The organism is Hymenobacter lapidiphilus (assembly GCF_003417065.2).
Taxonomy (GTDB): Bacteria; Bacteroidota; Bacteroidia; order Cytophagales; family Hymenobacteraceae; genus Hymenobacter.
Map to the genome: position 1 here is coordinate 89,757 of NZ_QVLT01000006.1, position 15,551 is coordinate 105,307.

The window sequence follows — 15,551 nt, forward strand, 5'->3', positions numbered from 1 at the left end:
TTCTCTTATGAACATTAAGCCCTGGAAGCTTACGCTCCTCGCTGCTTTATCTGTTTCCGGCACTGCCGCCCTGGCCCAGAACACGGCCGTGGAAAAGGCGTTGCAAATGGAACGCTACAACGAAGCCCGGTCTACGCTTCTTCGGCAGAGCCAGTCCAACGAAACTGCGTTCCAGTTGGGCCGTCTATATCAGATGCGCGAAATGCCCGATTCGGCTGCCTATTACTTCAGCCGTGTCAGCTACGACAAAAAGGCACCGATGACTATGATAGCCGCCGGCAGTGCCGCGCTGGCCAAAGGCAACGCCGCCGAGGCGCAGGCCAAGTTCGATGAAGCCGTAAAGGTCTCGAAGGGCAAAGACTTGAGCGTATTCACCATGATTGCCCAGGCGTACGCCGAATCGGGCACCAAGGATGTCAGCAAGGCGCTGGAGTACGTGAAAGAAGGCGAGAAATTCGCTGCCAAGACCGGCAAAGACGATGCGGCCCTCATGATTGCCCGCGGCGACCTGTATCAGAAAACCGAAACGGGTGGTGGCGAGGCCATGAACAGCTACGAGCGAGCCAACACCGGCGAGCCAAACAACGTGCAGGCATACGTTCGTCGTGGTCAGCTGGCACTACGCTCCCGCGACTACAACCGGGCCAAGGAGAACTTCGAGAAGGCTATCAGCCTCGACGCGAACTACGCTCCGGCCTATAACGCCCTGGCCGAAACCTATTACTTCGCCGGCCGCTACGACGACGCGTTGGCTCAGTTCCAGAAGTACACCGCCCTGGCCGAGAATTCGACCGAAACCACGGCTAAGAACGCGGCCTTCCTGTACCTGACCGAGAAGTATCCCGAGGCCATGGTGGAAATTGACAAGGTGCTGGCCACCGACCCCAACAACCTCGCCATGAACCGCATCAAGGCCTACTCGTTGTACGAGATGGGCAAGAACGATGAGGCGATGACCGCTATGCAGCAGTATATGACTGTAGCCAAGGCGCAGGACAAGCTGATTGCCGAAGACAATGTGTACTACGGCAAGATGCTGATCAAGAGCGGCAAAACGGCCGAGGGCGCTGCGCTGGTTGATGCCGCCATCAAGGCTGATCCTAAGAAGGCAGCAGAGCTACGCAAGGAACTGGCCAAGGCCTACCTCGCGGCCAAGGACTACCCTAAGGCCATCTCAACCTATCGGCAGATGATGCAGGAGAGTGGTGGTGGTGAGCTGACTGATAAAGTATACCTCGCCCGGGCTTACGAGCTAAACGAGCAGTATATGCCCGCCGACAGCCTCTACGGTGCTTTGTTGAAGGAGCGCCCCGAGTACGTGCCCGGGTACCAGATGCGCGCCCGCGCTAATGCCAACCTCGATCCAGACTCGAAGAAGGGCTTAGCTAAGCCTTATTATGAGGAGTACATTAAGATGGCAACTGCTTCTGACAAGCCCGAAAGCTACAAGTCGGGCCTTGTAGAAGCCAACAAGTACCTGGGCTACTACTATTACCAGAAGGGCGACAAGAATGCTTCGCTGCCCTACTGGCAGCAGGCCCTGACGCTGAATCCTGCCGACGAGCAGGCTAAGACGGCAGTAGATGCCATCACCAAACCTGCCAAGGCTCCAGTTCGCCGGAAGTAAGGTATTTCAGCATCCTGTTTGCAGGCCTGAAAACAAGAAAAAGCCCGCTACTTCGGTAGCGGGCTTTTTTTTTATGACTTACGGGAAGATCAGTTAGTCGGCGGTCGGTGCGCCGGCATACTCCTGCCACATTTCCAGCACGGCAGCAAAATCGGCCGGCAGTTCGGCTTCGAATTGCATAAACTCGCGGCTGATGGGATGCTCGAAGCCCAAGGATTTGGCGTGCAGGGCCTGCCGGGGGAGCAGGGCAAGGGCTTTCTCAGCAAATGCCTTGTAGGCACCCGTACGCTGTCCGTACACCACCCGGTCGCCGCCATACGTAGCGTCGCCAAACAACGGGTGGCCAATGTGCTTCAGATGCACCCGGATCTGGTGAGTACGCCCGGTTTCGAGGTTGCACTGCACCAGCGCCACCTGCCCGTAGGCTTGCAGTACTTTGTAGTGCGTAACCGCCGTGCGGCCATACTCCCCTTCGAATGGAAATACGGCCTGCACCTTCCGGTCCTTAATGCTGCGGCCGATATTGGTGCTGATGGTACCCTGCGCCTCGGCAGGCACGCCCCACACCAGCGCCAGGTAGGTACGCTCGATGGTATGGTGGAAAAACTGGTTCGACAGGTAGGTCATGGCGTACTCCGACTTGCCGATAACCAGTAACCCCGACGTATCCTTATCGATGCGGTGCACAAGGCCGGGGCGCACTTCGCCGTTGCGGCCGGTAGGCAGGTTGGCCAAGTGATGCGCCAGCCCATTTACCAGCGTGCCCTGCCAGTGGCCAAATGCCGGGTGCACTACCAGTCCGGCCGGCTTATTCACTAGCAGCAGCTCCGGGTCTTCATACCGGATATCAAGGTCCATGGGCTCCGGCATTACCTTGAATTCGCGGGGTGGCTCCGGCAGCGTCACCGTGATAATATCGAGGGGCTTGACGCGGTAGTTAGACTTCACCGCCTGGCTATTGACCTGCACAGCTCCGGCCAGAATAGCGTTTTGAATGCGGGTACGCGAGGTTTTGGGGATACGCTGGAGCAGAAACTTATCCAGCCGCAGTAGCTCCTGCTTGCGGTTAGCCTGGATGCGGTGATGCTCGTACAGTTCGTCTCCTCCTTCGCTATCGTCGCCCTCATCGTCGTCCTGCTCTCCGGCAGGGAGTTCATCGGGGGTAGTCAGGTGCATGTGGGGCGCAGGGAGTTCTTGTTCCAGTTCTGCCATATAACGGAAAAATCGGTGGTCCGGAGTGCGCCCGTACCGGGGGCGCGACGTGGTAGCAAACAGCAGCAGCCGGGGCAAAAGCCCCGGCTGCGCCGTTAAAGCCATAAGGTAACGCGCCGGGGCGCTTACTTCTTGGTTTTGGTTTTAGTTTTGGTGGCTGCGGCGGGCACGGCAGAAGCAGCCGGAGCAGCTGGCGTGGTTACTTTGGTAGCGCTGGCAGCACCTGGCGTAATGCCCATCTTCTTCAGCACCAGATCCGAAATATCGCCCTCCTTAGGGCCATGCAACAGCACCGGGCTGGCACCATCGGAGTTGAGTACATACGTGAAGCCGTTTTCATTAGCTACGGCATCAATGGTCTGCTGAAGCTTGTCGAGGGCCGGCTTAAGCAAGGCCTGCTGCTTCTGCTGCAACGATGTTTCGGCGCTCTGCTGGAACTCCTGAATCGACTGTTGCAGGTTCTGCAGCTCCTTCTGCTTGTCGGCCCGCACGGGGTCGGGCATGGTGGCGGCACCCTTCTGGAAGGCTTCGCCTTTGGCCTGGTACTCGGCGTATTTAGTGTCTAGCTGGTTTTTGAGCTGGGTGCTATAGTCTTTCAGCTGCGACTCAATCTGCTTGCTTTCGGGCATCTGGCTCAGCACATACTCCACGCTGGTGTAGCCGATTTTCAGCGGTGCCTGGGCCAGCGAGGCGGTAGCCGTAGTGAGGGTAAGAGCGGCAATAGCCAGAGCAATGCGGATTTTGTTCATGGTAGTCGTCATCAAAAAAGGAAAAAGTCAGAAAGTTAGATGCACAAAGTTACTTTTTTCGGCTGGCTGGTCGCACAGGGCGGGCAGCTGGCTGGCGCGGGGCCGGTTCGTCGGTGTCGGCCGTAGCGGCCTCGCCGGCTGGGGTGGTGGGCGGCGTAATGGTTCTTACCGGACCCTTCTGGCCCGGCTGGTTAGCGTCGGGCGAAGCCAAGCCCAGCTCCTCGAGTACGAATTCGGTGTAATCGTGCACGGGGTTGGTATACAGCATGGTCAGGTCGCCGGATTTATCGAAGACAATAGCCAGCTGCTTTTTCTTGGCCACCTTCTCAATGGCCTCAAATACCACGTCCTGCACCGGCTTGGTTAGTTCCTGCCGTTTGCGGAACAACTGGCCTTCGAAGCCAAAAATCTTGTTGGTGTTGGTTTTAATGTCCTGCTCTTTGGCCAGAATTTCGTCCTGCCGTTTTTTCTTCATGGCTTCCGTCAGAACGACTTCTTCGGCCTGATAATTCCGATGCAGCTTGTCTAGTTCCGCTTTCTGGTTTTCCAGGTCTTTCTGCCAGTTGGCAGCCTGGGTATTCAGCTCCTGCTGGGCCTGCATGTAAGCCGGCAGCTTACCCAGAATGAACTCGGAATCGACGTAGCCGAACTTCTGGGCCTGGGCCCTGGAAGCACCCAACAGTACCAACAACAGGGCCAAAGCGGCCGAAACGCGGAAAACTAAATGGTTCATGCTGTTGAAAAAGTGGTGGCCCCGGCCCGCTCACCATTAGCGCTACCGAATCTGCTGGCCGATGATGAAATGGAAGATACCGCTCTTCTGCGCCGAACCGCCAGCTACGCGCGGCACCTGGTCGAAGCCCCAGCCGTAGTCGAAGCCCAGCAAACCGAATGCCGACATGAAAACGCGGGCGCCTAAACCTGCCGAACGATACAGCTTGTAAGGGCTGTAGTTAGCATAGCTCTCCGACGAGTTGCCGGCTTCAGCAAAGCCCAGCACGTACACCGTAGCCGCCGGGTTCAGGCTGACCGGATAACGCATTTCCAACACGAATTTATTGTACACCACTCCGCCCGCCGAACCCTGCCGCGAAGCTGGCAACGAATTCTGGTCGTTTGGATCGGCGTAGCCACGCAGGCCAACGTATTCGGTACCGGCAATGAAGTTGGTAGAGCCACCGTAGCCCAGGCCCGCACCGCCCAGCTTAAATCGTTCAAACGGGCCGATGGCGCGGTTGCTGCCATAGCTGCCAATAAAGCCGAAATGGGCGCGGGTGTTCAGCACGAGCTTGCCGACTATGGGCGTAAACCACGAGGCATCAAACATCCACTTGTGGAACTCCACCCACTCATTCACGCTCGGGTGCGCTCCCGGAAACAGCGAGTATGGTGGCGTCAGATTCACGCTAAGCGCCAGCGAGGAACCCCGCCGCGTAAAGGTCGGGTTATCGATGCTGTTACGTGCCAGCGTGGTGTTGAGCGTAAGGTTGGTGGCGTCGCCGGTGCCGGTCGGGAAGAAGTCGCTACCCAGGCTACCGTAGTTTTTAAGCTTGTACTGGGTAACCGACAGCGCGTTGCTCAGCGTGAAGTAGTCGTCGGGCCAGCGCAAGCGGCGGCCCAGCGCCACGCTGGCGCCGTTGGTTTTGAGTGAACCCGCGTTGACATCGAAGTTGCTGCCGTTACGGAAAATCGTTTTGGTCAGGCTTACCGACAGCGAGTTGGGCTTACGCCCGCCCAGCCAAGGCTCGGTAAACGAGAACGAGTAGGCCTGATACTGGGGGCCATTGGCCTGCACGTTCAGCGACAGGCGCTGGCCGTCGCCCGATGGCACGGGCGTCCAGTTCTTCAGGGTAGCAGCCTTGCGCAGCGAGAAGTTGTTGAACACCAAGCCTACCGTACCGATAAAGCCCGCGTAACCGCCCCAACCACCCGAAAGCGTAATCTGGTCGGAGGGCTTTTCCTCCACCGTGTAGTTGATGTCCACGGTACCGTCGGCCTGGTTAGGCACCGGGTTAAGACCAATTTTCTCGGGGTCGAAATAGCCCAGAGTAGCCAACTCGCGCTGGCTGCGAATCAGGTTTTCGCGGCTGAACTTGTCGCCAGGCAAGGTATAAAGCGTCCGGCGCACCACGTGGTCGGAGGTCTTAGTGTTGCCCGCAATCCGTACCTCCTTCACCCGCGCCTGCACGCCTTCCGACACGCGCATCTCGATGTCGATGGAGTCGCCATCCACGCGTGTTTCCACCGGTTCGATGTTGAAGAATAGGTAACCGTCGTTCATATAGAGCGACGTCACATCTTGGCCGGTAGGGTTGTAGTTGAGGCGCTTATCAAGCGTTTCCTTGCTGTACACGCTGCCCTCCTTGATGCCGAGCACCGAGGCCAACGTCTTGTCGTCGTAGAGGTAGTTGCCGTTCCAGCTGATGTTGCGGAAGTAGTACTTCGGCCCTTCATCTACCCTTACGGTCAGCTTTAATCCGTCATCTACCCGGGTCAACGAGTCCGACACGATAGTCGCGTCGCGGTAGCCTTGCGCGTTATAGAAATCGAGCAGAAGCTGTTTATCATCCGCAAATTCCTTCGCCTGGTATTTGCCCGAGTTGAAGAATTTGGGAAACTTTTTCTCCTTGGTTTTCTTGAACTTCCCCTTCAGCTTTCCATCAGAGAAGGCCGTGTTACCCACGAAGTCAATCTCCTCGATTTTGACTTTGGAGCCCTTATCCACATTAATGGCCAGCACCACGCTGTTCGACAGCGACGAGTCGGGCCGCTGCACGATGTTGACTTTAGCGTCTAGAAACCCCTTGTTGGTGTAGAACTTGCGTACCTGGGCGCGGGTGTTGCTCAGCAGCGCATCGGTCACCACCTTACCGCGGATAAGCTTAATCTTGTTTTTCAGCTCTTCTCCCTGGCCTTTGCTGATGCCCTCAAAAACGAATTTTGATAGCCGGGGGCGCTCCTTAAGGTTGAAATCCAAGAACACGCGCCCGCTTTCTACGCGGGCAACGCTCACACTCACGTCGCCCAGAATCCCTTGGTCCCAGAGCTTGCGGATAGCCCGGCCGATTTCCTCACCCGGAATCGTGATGGGGTCGCCTACTTTCAGCCCCGAGAGGCCAATAAGCGTGTTAGGATCGAGGTAGCGGGCGCCGCTGATGGTAATGCCGCCCAGCGTGTAGCGCTGGGGCTCATCGGCCGTGCTGCTGGCAGCGGCTGGAGCGGCTACCTGGCCCAGGGCGGTAGTAAGCGGTGCCGTGCCCAGCGTAAAGGCCAAGGCGGCTACCGGAAGGATCTTGTGGTAGGGAGAACTCATCTTCGATTACGAAACGGTTAGCTGCTCACTGGTTTTACCGAACCGACGCTCCCGCTGCTGGTAGGCCCGCAGGGCATCATATAGGTGCTGACGCCGGAAATCGGGCCAAAGCAAATCGGTAATGAACAGTTCCGTATAGGCCAGTTGCCACAACAGGAAATTACTTATGCGCTGCTCGCCGCTGGTGCGGATGAGCAATTCGGGGTCAGGTATGCCGGCCGTGGAAAGATAGCCGGCCACAATAGCCTCGGTTACCTGCTCGGGCTGGAGCCGGCCGGCTGCTACCTCCGTAGCAATACGGCGGCTGGCCTGAGCTAGGTCCCAGCGGCCGCTGTAGCTCAGGGCCAGCACCAGCGTCATGCGGCTACCATCTTTGGTCAGCTCCATCGCCTCAGCCAATTCTTTCTGGCACGAGGCTGGCAGGTTATCAATTTGGCCAATGGCTTGCAACCGGATGCTGTTTTTGAGCAGCGTGGGCGTTTCCTTGCGGATGGTATGTACCAGCAGCTGCATCAGGGCCGTCACTTCGATGGCCGGCCGCGCCCAGTTTTCGGTCGAGAAAGCGTAAAGCGTCAGGTAACGGACGCCGGCTTCGGCCGCACCTTCCACCGTCTCCCGAACTGCCGTAATGGCACTCTGGTGGCCGAAGATGCGTAAGCCACCCTTCTGCTTGGCCCATCGGCCGTTGCCATCCATAATTATGGCAACGTGCGCGGGAATATTTTGGGAATCAATCTCGGACCGGACGGCCATTGGCGCTTTTTGCGTAAAGAGGTCGCAAGTTACGTAAATGGTTGCATTACTTGTCCCGGAATACTGACTGTCGCCGCTCTATCCCAACAACCATCGTCCCCCACCACGGTAGGCAATGGAGGCCGGGCAGACCAATAGGCTTTATAGCCCTTCAGGGCTACTTCTTCTTCGCCTTGTCGTCGCGTTTATCGGGGCAGTGGATTTTATAGAAAGTATACGAAACGCTCAGCCCGTTGTAGAAATACCAGTCCTGATCATTCGGATTACCTATCCTATCGGTCTGCCCACGGCTTTTACCATCAATGTGGTCCAGATTGTCGGTAAAGGTCTTGCGGGCACCCACTTCCAACCCTAAGTTCCAGTGCCTCGAAAGCGCATATTTGAATCCGACTGCTACCGGCACGGCCAGACTCAGCGTGCTACCCTTCTTATCCAATTCTGGATCTAGGAGAGTATTGCTTTCTACCTCCGTATTAGCGTAAAAGCCCGTTACGCCTATAAATACATAGGGCGTAAAATGCACCTTATCAAGCCGGTCATGGAAATCAAAGAAATTGTATTCGATGCCACCCGAAAGTTCCAACAAATTGCCCTTCAGATGGGCATCGCGATAGGCCGATAGTGGCGGCAGATTGCCGTTGAGCCCACGCACATTGCGGTCATCGGCCCGCAGCATACCGCCCATTAGAGCAGCCCGTGCAGTAACAGCACCTGAAAGGTCGCGACGGTAAAAGGCCGTTATGGCGGGGCGATTATTGCGAAACTGGTAATATGGGGCAAGTTCGCCTTTGTACACAAGTCCGCCTGCACCCAGCCCGATTTCACTGGTCGTCTGGGCCCCGGGAACCTGTGCTTGTACAGTACCGCCAAAAAAAACGCTCCCCATCGACCCGAAGCCGATAAGGAGCATTTTAAGAGAAGTTGCTTTTATCATTAGACTGACTGGCAGTTGAGTAATACGACAGCCAGTGAGAATGGCTACCGGAATTTAGGGTTACGAACCCGAGGCGCAAGAATGTAATTTACCGAAACACCTAAGGTAGTATACCAGTCCTTTTCGTTGCTTTTACCACGTTGACCACTGGCTTGCTGAGCTTCGGTATAGGTACCAGCTAGTTCACGGGTAATGTCCCAGCCGAAATACTTGGCATCGTCGGATCCAAGCAGAGAGCGGTCGGCAACATAATTGGTGCTTACGTCATCTAGGTAATCAGTGAATGTCTTGCGGAAGCCCAGTTCCAAGCCGATATCGAAACTCTTATTGAGCTTGTAGCGGGCACCGGCACCGAAAGGAATGACAAACTGCGTGAGGCTATAGCCGCTTGACTGCCCTTCAGTTCTCAACGGCTGCAGAGCTACTATATTGCCATCTTCGTTTTCTCCTTTTGGGTTATGGCGGATAACGCCTACACCGCCAAACAGATAAGGAACAAAATCAGGGCGCTTTATATAGTTGTTACGATTTTCGACCAAATCAAAAATACCTACGCCAGCCAATTCAAAAATATCGTTGCGGAAGTTCATATTCCGGTTGTAGCGATACTTGGCATCCCCGTCGTTCTGATCAGCGGCTTTAGCATCATCACCTGTAATACGGCCGTACGAAAGCGAAGCGCGGGCCGATATTCGGGGCGCGAAACGATGGGTGAACGTTAGCCCAAGGTTAGGGCGAGTGGCGCCGGCACGGAAGCTGGGAATGCTGGGCTTCGGCGTAATGTCACCGAAGTAGTTCATGGCATTCAGCGATACACCAACCGTGTTGTACTGCTTGCGCTTGCTGAATTGCTGCGCATCAGCTTCCGATGCCAGCATCGTGAGAGCCAACAGCGGGGCGGCGGTAAAGGCGAAAAATTGCTTCATACTCTGGCGTTATTTAAAAATAGCGGTTCCGGGGAGAGAGCCAAAACCGTAAAATTCACAGTTTCAGCCGAAGACAAAAGTAAGGCTTCGTAGGAACTAAAAAAAGAAATGTTCGAAAAAAGGCTAAACCGGCACGTCGGCAGGATTTCTCCGATCGAGGCCCCAGTTCAATTTGCTGCGCAAGGTACTCAGGAAGTTGACCTGATTGAGTTTAACTAGCTGAGCGTTGAAATTTTCCCGACGAACGGCGACCTGAATACCGGCTTCGACAGTTCGGGAGCGGGAATCGAGCGACAACAGGAAGTTGTTGCTCCTTCCTTCAATTTCGAAGGAAATCACACTCCGGTCGGGTACAATAAGAGGTCGTACGTTCAGATTGTGAGGGCATACGGGAGCAATAACAAAATTGTTTGTTTGGGGTAGCATTACGGGTCCGCCGCAACTGAGCGAGTAGCCCGTAGAGCCGGTAGGCGTGGCTACAATCAGGCCATCGGCCCAGTAAGAGTTTAGGTATTCGCCATCAATATACGTGTGCACAACAATCATCGACGAGCTGTCGCGCTTGAGGATGCTGAACTCATTGAGGCCGAAATTAATATCGCCAAACGTGTCAGGGTCAGTATCGACACGGATGAGGCTGCGCTCTTCGAGCACGAAGTGGCCCTTGAACAGAGCATCGATGGCTGGCAGGATGGTTTCGGGCGAGATGGTGGCCAGGAAACCCAGCCGGCCGGTGTTGATGCCCAGAATCGGGATTTGCAATGCCCCTACGTAAGTAACGGTATCGAGCAGCGTGCCGTCGCCGCCAATGCTGAGCACGAAGCGGCAGCCGGCGAGCGAGTCGGTGCGACCGAAACGGCTGATACCCTCGGGGATGGTCACGTACTGACTGAGGTATTCGTAGAAGCTATGCTCCATGCGAATTTCAGCCTGCCGACGCAGCAAATCGTCGAGCAATGCCTGCAACACGGGCGCCTGTTGCTCAGCAAACGGCTTGCCCAGAATAGCTATTTTCATACTGACAAGGTAGCGCGAGCAGTTTTAACCGATTGCATCAGATGGGAAACTGGGTGCGGAAGAAAATTCCGTCTTGCTGCTCACGAGTGCGGGCATATTCGAGCGTGAACACCCAGTCATAGTACGTGACCAGGTGCAGGCCGAGGCCGGCTGAGGTCAGCAAGCGGTTGGGCAGTTGGTTGACGGCAAGCACAGTCCGTTGCCCGACGTAGCCCACATCGGCAAAGATATTTAAATAAAATGCCAGCGGAATAGTATTGAAGCGGCTGCTGGGTACGCCATTTAACCGGACCCGACCCAGATCGAGCAGGCGCAGCGAAAGCCCCTGTTGCAATAGTGCCAGTTGCCGACCCTCTATTACGTAGGCATCATAGCCGCGCACAAGTAGATCGTAGCCCAGAGCGCGGCTGTCGGGATAAGCCAGGGCGCGGGCCACCCGCAGTTGCCCTGTGGCCCCCACAGCATAGTAGAACGGACCGCCCAAGGCCATATAGCGAGCATAGCGGCCCCGCACAGTAAGACTGCCAGGCGTACTGCTGTCTAAGAAAGACCGGTAGCCAACCTGTAGCTGAGCATACTGGCCGCTGAGCGGATAAGCGAAGGTGTTGCGGCGGTTGAGCGTTGTAGTCAGGTTGAACTCGAAGTATTCGCGCCGGGGGCCGTTGAGAAAGTAGCGGGGGTTATAGTAAAGAACCGAATCAGAAACCCGCTCGCGGTGGTAGGAGGCGTCGAGGGCGGCCAACAGCTGCACCGTGCGGCGCCAGCGCAGACCCATGGTAGCATACTGCCGCTCGATGGGAAATGCGTTGTCCTGGCGCAAATTGCGGAGACGGTCATTGAAGGTAGCGTAATCGAGGGCGCGGGCGCGGTAGTAAGAGTAGCCAGCACCGAAGCCTACCCGGCGGCGACGACCGTAGCCGGGCGCCTCATAAAACAGCTCGTACTTGCGGTTGAAACCCAATTGCAGGTTAGCCAGCAACTGTTCGTTGCGCCCCCGGAAGTTGCGCTGCACCAAATGCAGGCCGTAGTCCACCCGCTTCCAACGGTCGGGTCGGTCGCGCCACGATTGAAAGTTGCGGTCGGCCAACGAGAAGATTGGGATGGGGAACAGGTACCAGCGTTCCTGGAAGCTGTAGAGTACAGTCAACTCGCCCTCGCGGCAAACAGCTTTCAGCAGCACCTGATGAAACAGCTGCAGATTGAAGAGGCGGCGGCGGTTGAGTTCGAGGCGGCGGGACAGCGTAGCGGCGCTCAGAGTATCGCCCTCAGCAAAGTCGAGCTCGGCCCGCAATACCACTTCTTTGGTGGTCCTATTACCCACGAACAGTACCCGGCCTATCCGCAACTGCGCGTAATTCGGGCATTGGGCCTGCACGAGGCTATCAGGGCCCGCGCGGCGCAACGTGTCGGGAAGCGCGGCAGCCGGCAGCCGGCCGGCCAGAGTGGGGCCCGCCGGAACGCGTGGGGCAGCCGAACCGGGCAGCCCGCTCAGCAGTAAGAGGAGCAGCGTAATCAGCACTCGTGTCAGCCGGCTCAGACGTTCAGGTAGCGCAACAGGGCATCGTAGCGCTGCTGCTCGTCCTCATCGGGCTCCCCGGCGCCACTGAACTGGGCCATAATGGAGTAGTTGAACCGCTCCAACGTAGCTATAATACGGGCCAGGTTGGGCGTATTGAGCTTGAGCGTGAGCCGGATGCGGTAAGGGTCGTGCTCATCCTGGGCAACGTGAGCACTGAGAATTTTAGCGTCGTTCTCCTCTACGTAGCGGCTTATTTGCGTGAGCGAGTAGTCGCGCTCTTCCATTGAAAGCACCAGGATACCCAACTGCCCGCTGGACGCCGGCACCTTACCGAAAGCGGCCAGCGTGTCGCTTACGGTCACCACGCCCAAATATTCGCGCTGGTCGTCGAGCACGGGCACGAGCTGGATGTTGTTCTGCACGGCCAGCTCGATGATGTTGTAGAAGTGCTGGTCGTGCTGCACGTGCACATCGGCGTACTGCAGCTGCAGGCTACCAAGCAGGCGTTCTTCGCTGCCGTCATGGTCCTGGTCGAGCAGGTCCGATTCGGTGACGAGGCCCCGGTAGAGGCGGTCGTCGAGTACCGGCAGCTGGCCCACGTGAAATTCCTCCAGCCAGCGGGCGGCCTTCTCCGTGGTGTCCGTCACCTTGAGCGGCGGCACCAGCGGGTTCAGTAGTTCTTCGGCGAGGATGGAGTTCATGAGCAGAGCAGAAAAGCAGGGCAGGCACCGGCCGTATAAGTCCGGGGCCCGGCCGAAGGTTTGCGCGGCCTCGCCGGGGCGTACGCTAGATAAGACACTTCTTATCAAAAACAAAAGAGCCGGTTAGCCACCAGGGGGTTGCATTGGCTGGGGCCGGCTAAGAAACTACGAAGCCAAGCCGGCAGTGGTTTGCAGAAAGCCCATGAGCAGCCGGTTGAAGTCGGCGGGGCGCTCCATCATGGGCGCGTGGCCGCAGTGGTCGAGGAAGCGCAGCTCGGAGTTGGGCAGCAGCCGGTGAAACTCGTGGGCCACCACAGGGGGCGTGATGGTGTCGTTGAGGCCCCACACAAGCAGCGTGGGCACTTTTATGCGGCTCAACTCCTTGGATAAATTATGCCGCTGGGCCGAGCGGGCAATACTGATGATGCGCAGGCACTTGGCGTTGGAGTTGGTCACACTGAACACCTCATCGACCAGCTCCTGGGTGGCCACGGTGGGGTCGTAGAAGGTGTAGGCCACTTTTTCCTGCACGTAGGCGTAGTTGCCGCGCTTGGGGAATGAGCCGCCCATGCCGTCCTCGAACAGGCCGCTGCTACCGGTGAGCACCAGCCGGGCCACCCGGGCCGGGTTCTGGAGCGTGTACACCAGCGCGATGTGGCCGCCCAACGAATTGCCCAGCACGGTGCAGGGCTCCAAGAGGTTGATTTCAGCCACAAATTCCTCCACAAAACTTACCAGACCCGGCACGCCAGCCTTCAGCAGGGGCATGTCGTAGATGGGCAGCAGCGGAATGACGACGCGGTAGCGAGTACTGAATTCGGCAATAACTTCTTCCCAGTTGCTGAGCGCCCCAAACAGGCCATGCAGCAGCAGCAGCACCTCGCCGGTGCCTTCGTCTACGTACCGAAACTCGTTTTTCTCTTGAATCCGCAACGTCATCTTCGCTATCCAAATAAACCGGCCGGCGGGGCCGGGGCGGTAGTTGCAATGATACAACTCTGCACCCAATTGCCGAGCATTTCCAACCCGTGGGTGGTCAGCAAGGCTTCGGGATGGAACTGTACACCGTGCAAAGGTAAGCTACGATGGCGCAGGGCCATGATTTCGGCGCTGGCATCGGTGGTAACGGCCAGCGCCTCCAGTACTGGCGGCAGCCCGCGCACGGCCAGCGAGTGGTAGCGCGTAACGGCCATGCGGGCCGGCAGCCCGTCCCAGAGCACGTCGGGCACGGTCCAAGTGATGTCCGACACCTTGCCGTGCATGGGCCGCGCCCCGCGCGCCACTTCGCCCCCAAAAAACTGGCCCAGGGCCTGGTGGCCCAGGCAGACGCCTAGCATCGGCAGCCGCTGGTGGAACTCCTCGATAACGGCCAGCAGGTTGCCCGCGCCCGCCGGTGTGCCCGGCCCCGGTGACAACACCACAGCCTCGGGCGCCAAGGCCACCAGCTCGGCCAGCGGCAAATCGTTGCGGCGCACCAGCACCTCGCACCCCAGCTGCCGCAGATAGTCGAGCAGGTTGTAGGTAAAGGAGTCGAAGTTGTCGAGCAGCAACAGGCGCATATTTTTAGTTTAGAGCTTTGTGCTTCGTTGATAGCGCTTTGGCCGTTCCGGATTGGAAGGCGGGATTCTGCTGAACAAGCTAAGCTTTACGAACAAGACACAAAGCACTAAACCTGAACGGCCTAAGCACTGAGCTCTAACAACTAAGCTCAAATCTAAAAGACTTCCCGCAGGCGGGTGAGCAGGGTGCTGGCGAAGGGCAGCACAAAACCGACAATTTCCAGCGCTGCGGGCGTGGCCTGACGCACGAAGGGCAACACCTGCGAATCGGCGGCGAGCTGGGGCGAGATGAGCGGTACACCGGCCGCCTCGACGCCGTAGAGCAGCAGGCTCAGGCCCAATATCCACTTAAGCATGCCGCCCACGGCTCCGCCCAGGTTGTCGAGAAACCCCAGCGGCGTGAGGTGTACGGCCGTTTTGAGCAGGCCGCTGAGTAGATGCACGCCCCAGCCGATAGCGGCAAATACGAGCACGAACGACACCAGCGGCAGCAGCCCAAACGCCTCGCCCACGTACTCTCGTACCAGCGGAATGGCATCGTTGAGCAGCGCCAGCCCGCCCACCAGCCCCAGCACTAGCGCCAGCAGCGTGGCTACCTCCAGTACCAGCCCGCGCCGGTAGCCCTGCACGGCCCCAATCCCCAGCGGAATCAGCAGGAAAATGTCAAAAGTGGACATGGAGCTGGTGAAGGTCTTAGAGTCTCAGGGACTTGGACGACTGGCGGCGCGGCCGTCCAAGTCCCCAGCCTCATTAGAAATTCGTGTTGTTGAGCAGGTTGCTGACGGTCTGGGAGATGAGGCGGCCGTCGGCCAGGCCGGCCAGTTCGCGGGCGGCTACGCCCATTACTTTGCCCAGGTCGGAGGGGCCGGTGGCGCCCACGCGCTGAATAATGTGCACCAGTTTCTCCACCAGCTCGGCTTCCGAAAGCTGCTGGGGCAGGTACTCTTCGATGATGGCCAGCTCGTTGAGCTCCACCTCCTCAAGGTCGGAGCGGAACTGCTCGTTGTAGGTTTGCGCGGCTTCGCGGCGCTGCTTAGCCTGCTTGGTGAGCAGCTTCATTTCGGCATCGGAGGTGAGGGCCGCACCTTGCTGGCCCTCGGCCGTTTCGGCCAGCAGTATCTGCGACTTGATGCTGCGTAGCGCGGTCAGGCGCAGCTTGTCTTTGGCCAGCATGGCCTTTTTGATGTCGGCGTCGATGGTTTCTTTCAGAGACATAGTTCAGGGGGAAAAGAAGGCGTAAA

Annotated in this window: 15 protein-coding genes; 1 reads left to right on the top strand and 14 read right to left on the bottom strand. The window is 57.7% G+C overall.

From position 1 onward, the window contains the following. Positions 1-7: 7 nt before the first annotated feature. Positions 8-1,627, top strand: a complete 1,620-nt coding sequence (locus D0N36_RS05345) for a tetratricopeptide repeat protein (protein ID WP_116940381.1) — start codon at positions 8-10, stop codon at positions 1,625-1,627. Between the two features lie 93 nt (positions 1,628-1,720). Here the strand turns inward: D0N36_RS05345 and D0N36_RS05350 are convergent, their stop codons facing one another. From D0N36_RS05350 to D0N36_RS05415, 14 genes are all read right to left on the bottom strand, one after another. Beyond that, positions 1,721-2,803, bottom strand: coding sequence for an RluA family pseudouridine synthase (locus tag D0N36_RS05350; protein WP_242478811.1), 1,083 nt, complete (start codon positions 2,801-2,803; stop codon positions 1,721-1,723). Positions 2,804-2,964: 161 nt separating this feature from the next. Next, positions 2,965-3,600, bottom strand: a complete 636-nt coding sequence (locus D0N36_RS05355) for an OmpH/Skp family outer membrane protein (protein ID WP_116940382.1) — start codon at positions 3,598-3,600, stop codon at positions 2,965-2,967. Between the two features lie 37 nt (positions 3,601-3,637). Further along, positions 3,638-4,321 carry an OmpH/Skp family outer membrane protein gene (locus D0N36_RS05360; RefSeq protein ID WP_116940383.1) on the bottom strand — a complete coding sequence of 228 codons (684 nt, stop codon included), beginning with the start codon at positions 4,319-4,321 and terminating at the stop codon, positions 3,638-3,640. 42 nt (positions 4,322-4,363) lie between these two features. Then, on the bottom strand, positions 4,364-6,901 hold the full coding sequence (bamA, locus tag D0N36_RS05365; RefSeq protein WP_116940384.1) for an outer membrane protein assembly factor BamA: 2,538 nt from the start codon (positions 6,899-6,901) through the stop codon (positions 4,364-4,366). 6 nt (positions 6,902-6,907) lie between these two features. Then, positions 6,908-7,654, bottom strand: a complete 747-nt coding sequence (locus D0N36_RS05370) for an isoprenyl transferase (protein ID WP_116940385.1) — start codon at positions 7,652-7,654, stop codon at positions 6,908-6,910. A gap of 157 nt (positions 7,655-7,811) precedes the next feature. Continuing rightward, a complete protein-coding gene (gene porG, locus D0N36_RS05375) occupies positions 7,812-8,588 on the bottom strand; it encodes a type IX secretion system protein PorG (protein WP_116940386.1) in 777 nt (258 codons plus the stop codon). A 44-nt stretch (positions 8,589-8,632) separates the two neighbouring features. Continuing rightward, on the bottom strand, positions 8,633-9,514 hold the full coding sequence (locus tag D0N36_RS05380; RefSeq protein ID WP_116940387.1) for a DUF6089 family protein: 882 nt from the start codon (positions 9,512-9,514) through the stop codon (positions 8,633-8,635). Positions 9,515-9,637: 123 nt separating this feature from the next. Further along, positions 9,638-10,531, bottom strand: a complete 894-nt coding sequence (locus D0N36_RS05385) for an NAD kinase (protein ID WP_116940388.1) — start codon at positions 10,529-10,531, stop codon at positions 9,638-9,640. 37 nt (positions 10,532-10,568) lie between these two features. Next, positions 10,569-12,050 (bottom strand): POTRA domain-containing protein, encoded by a 1,482-nt coding sequence (locus tag D0N36_RS05390; RefSeq protein WP_190242529.1) that lies wholly within the window; start codon positions 12,048-12,050, stop codon positions 10,569-10,571. Between the two features lie 14 nt (positions 12,051-12,064). After that, on the bottom strand, positions 12,065-12,751 hold the full coding sequence (locus tag D0N36_RS05395) for a CBS domain-containing protein (RefSeq protein WP_116940390.1): 687 nt from the start codon (positions 12,749-12,751) through the stop codon (positions 12,065-12,067). Positions 12,752-12,916: 165 nt separating this feature from the next. After that, on the bottom strand, positions 12,917-13,690 hold the full coding sequence (locus D0N36_RS05400; RefSeq protein WP_116940391.1) for an alpha/beta fold hydrolase: 774 nt from the start codon (positions 13,688-13,690) through the stop codon (positions 12,917-12,919). Positions 13,691-13,695: 5 nt separating this feature from the next. After that, positions 13,696-14,310: an anthranilate synthase component II gene (locus tag D0N36_RS05405; RefSeq protein ID WP_116940392.1), complete on the bottom strand. Its 615-nt coding sequence runs from the start codon at positions 14,308-14,310 to the stop codon at positions 13,696-13,698. Between the two features lie 155 nt (positions 14,311-14,465). Next, complete coding sequence (locus D0N36_RS05410; RefSeq protein WP_116940393.1) at positions 14,466-14,987, bottom strand: CvpA family protein; 522 nt, start codon at positions 14,985-14,987, stop codon at positions 14,466-14,468. 73 nt (positions 14,988-15,060) lie between these two features. Beyond that, positions 15,061-15,525: a GatB/YqeY domain-containing protein gene (locus D0N36_RS05415; RefSeq protein ID WP_116940394.1), complete on the bottom strand. Its 465-nt coding sequence runs from the start codon at positions 15,523-15,525 to the stop codon at positions 15,061-15,063. Between the last annotated feature and the right edge of the window lie 26 nt (positions 15,526-15,551).

Excerpts from the sequence above, each read along its gene's own strand:
- D0N36_RS05385 (WP_116940388.1), bottom strand. The coding sequence starts at position 10,531 with ATGAAAATAGCTATTCTGGGCAAGCCGTTTGCTGAGCAACAGGCGCCC.
- D0N36_RS05395 (WP_116940390.1), bottom strand. The coding sequence starts at position 12,751 with ATGAACTCCATCCTCGCCGAAGAACTACTGAACCCGCTGGTGCCGCCG.
- D0N36_RS05410 (WP_116940393.1), bottom strand. The coding sequence starts at position 14,987 with ATGTCCACTTTTGACATTTTCCTGCTGATTCCGCTGGGGATTGGGGCC.
- D0N36_RS05350 (WP_242478811.1), bottom strand. The coding sequence starts at position 2,803 with ATGCACCTGACTACCCCCGATGAACTCCCTGCCGGAGAGCAGGACGAC.
- porG (WP_116940386.1), bottom strand. The coding sequence starts at position 8,588 with ATGATAAAAGCAACTTCTCTTAAAATGCTCCTTATCGGCTTCGGGTCG.
- D0N36_RS05360 (WP_116940383.1), bottom strand. The coding sequence starts at position 4,321 with ATGAACCATTTAGTTTTCCGCGTTTCGGCCGCTTTGGCCCTGTTGTTG.
- D0N36_RS05380 (WP_116940387.1), bottom strand. The coding sequence starts at position 9,514 with ATGAAGCAATTTTTCGCCTTTACCGCCGCCCCGCTGTTGGCTCTCACG.
- bamA (WP_116940384.1), bottom strand. The coding sequence starts at position 6,901 with ATGAGTTCTCCCTACCACAAGATCCTTCCGGTAGCCGCCTTGGCCTTT.
- D0N36_RS05345 (WP_116940381.1), top strand. The coding sequence starts at position 8 with ATGAACATTAAGCCCTGGAAGCTTACGCTCCTCGCTGCTTTATCTGTT.
- D0N36_RS05405 (WP_116940392.1), bottom strand. The coding sequence starts at position 14,310 with ATGCGCCTGTTGCTGCTCGACAACTTCGACTCCTTTACCTACAACCTG.
- D0N36_RS05400 (WP_116940391.1), bottom strand. The coding sequence starts at position 13,690 with ATGACGTTGCGGATTCAAGAGAAAAACGAGTTTCGGTACGTAGACGAA.
- D0N36_RS05355 (WP_116940382.1), bottom strand. The coding sequence starts at position 3,600 with ATGACGACTACCATGAACAAAATCCGCATTGCTCTGGCTATTGCCGCT.
- D0N36_RS05415 (WP_116940394.1), bottom strand. The coding sequence starts at position 15,525 with ATGTCTCTGAAAGAAACCATCGACGCCGACATCAAAAAGGCCATGCTG.
- D0N36_RS05370 (WP_116940385.1), bottom strand. The coding sequence starts at position 7,654 with ATGGCCGTCCGGTCCGAGATTGATTCCCAAAATATTCCCGCGCACGTT.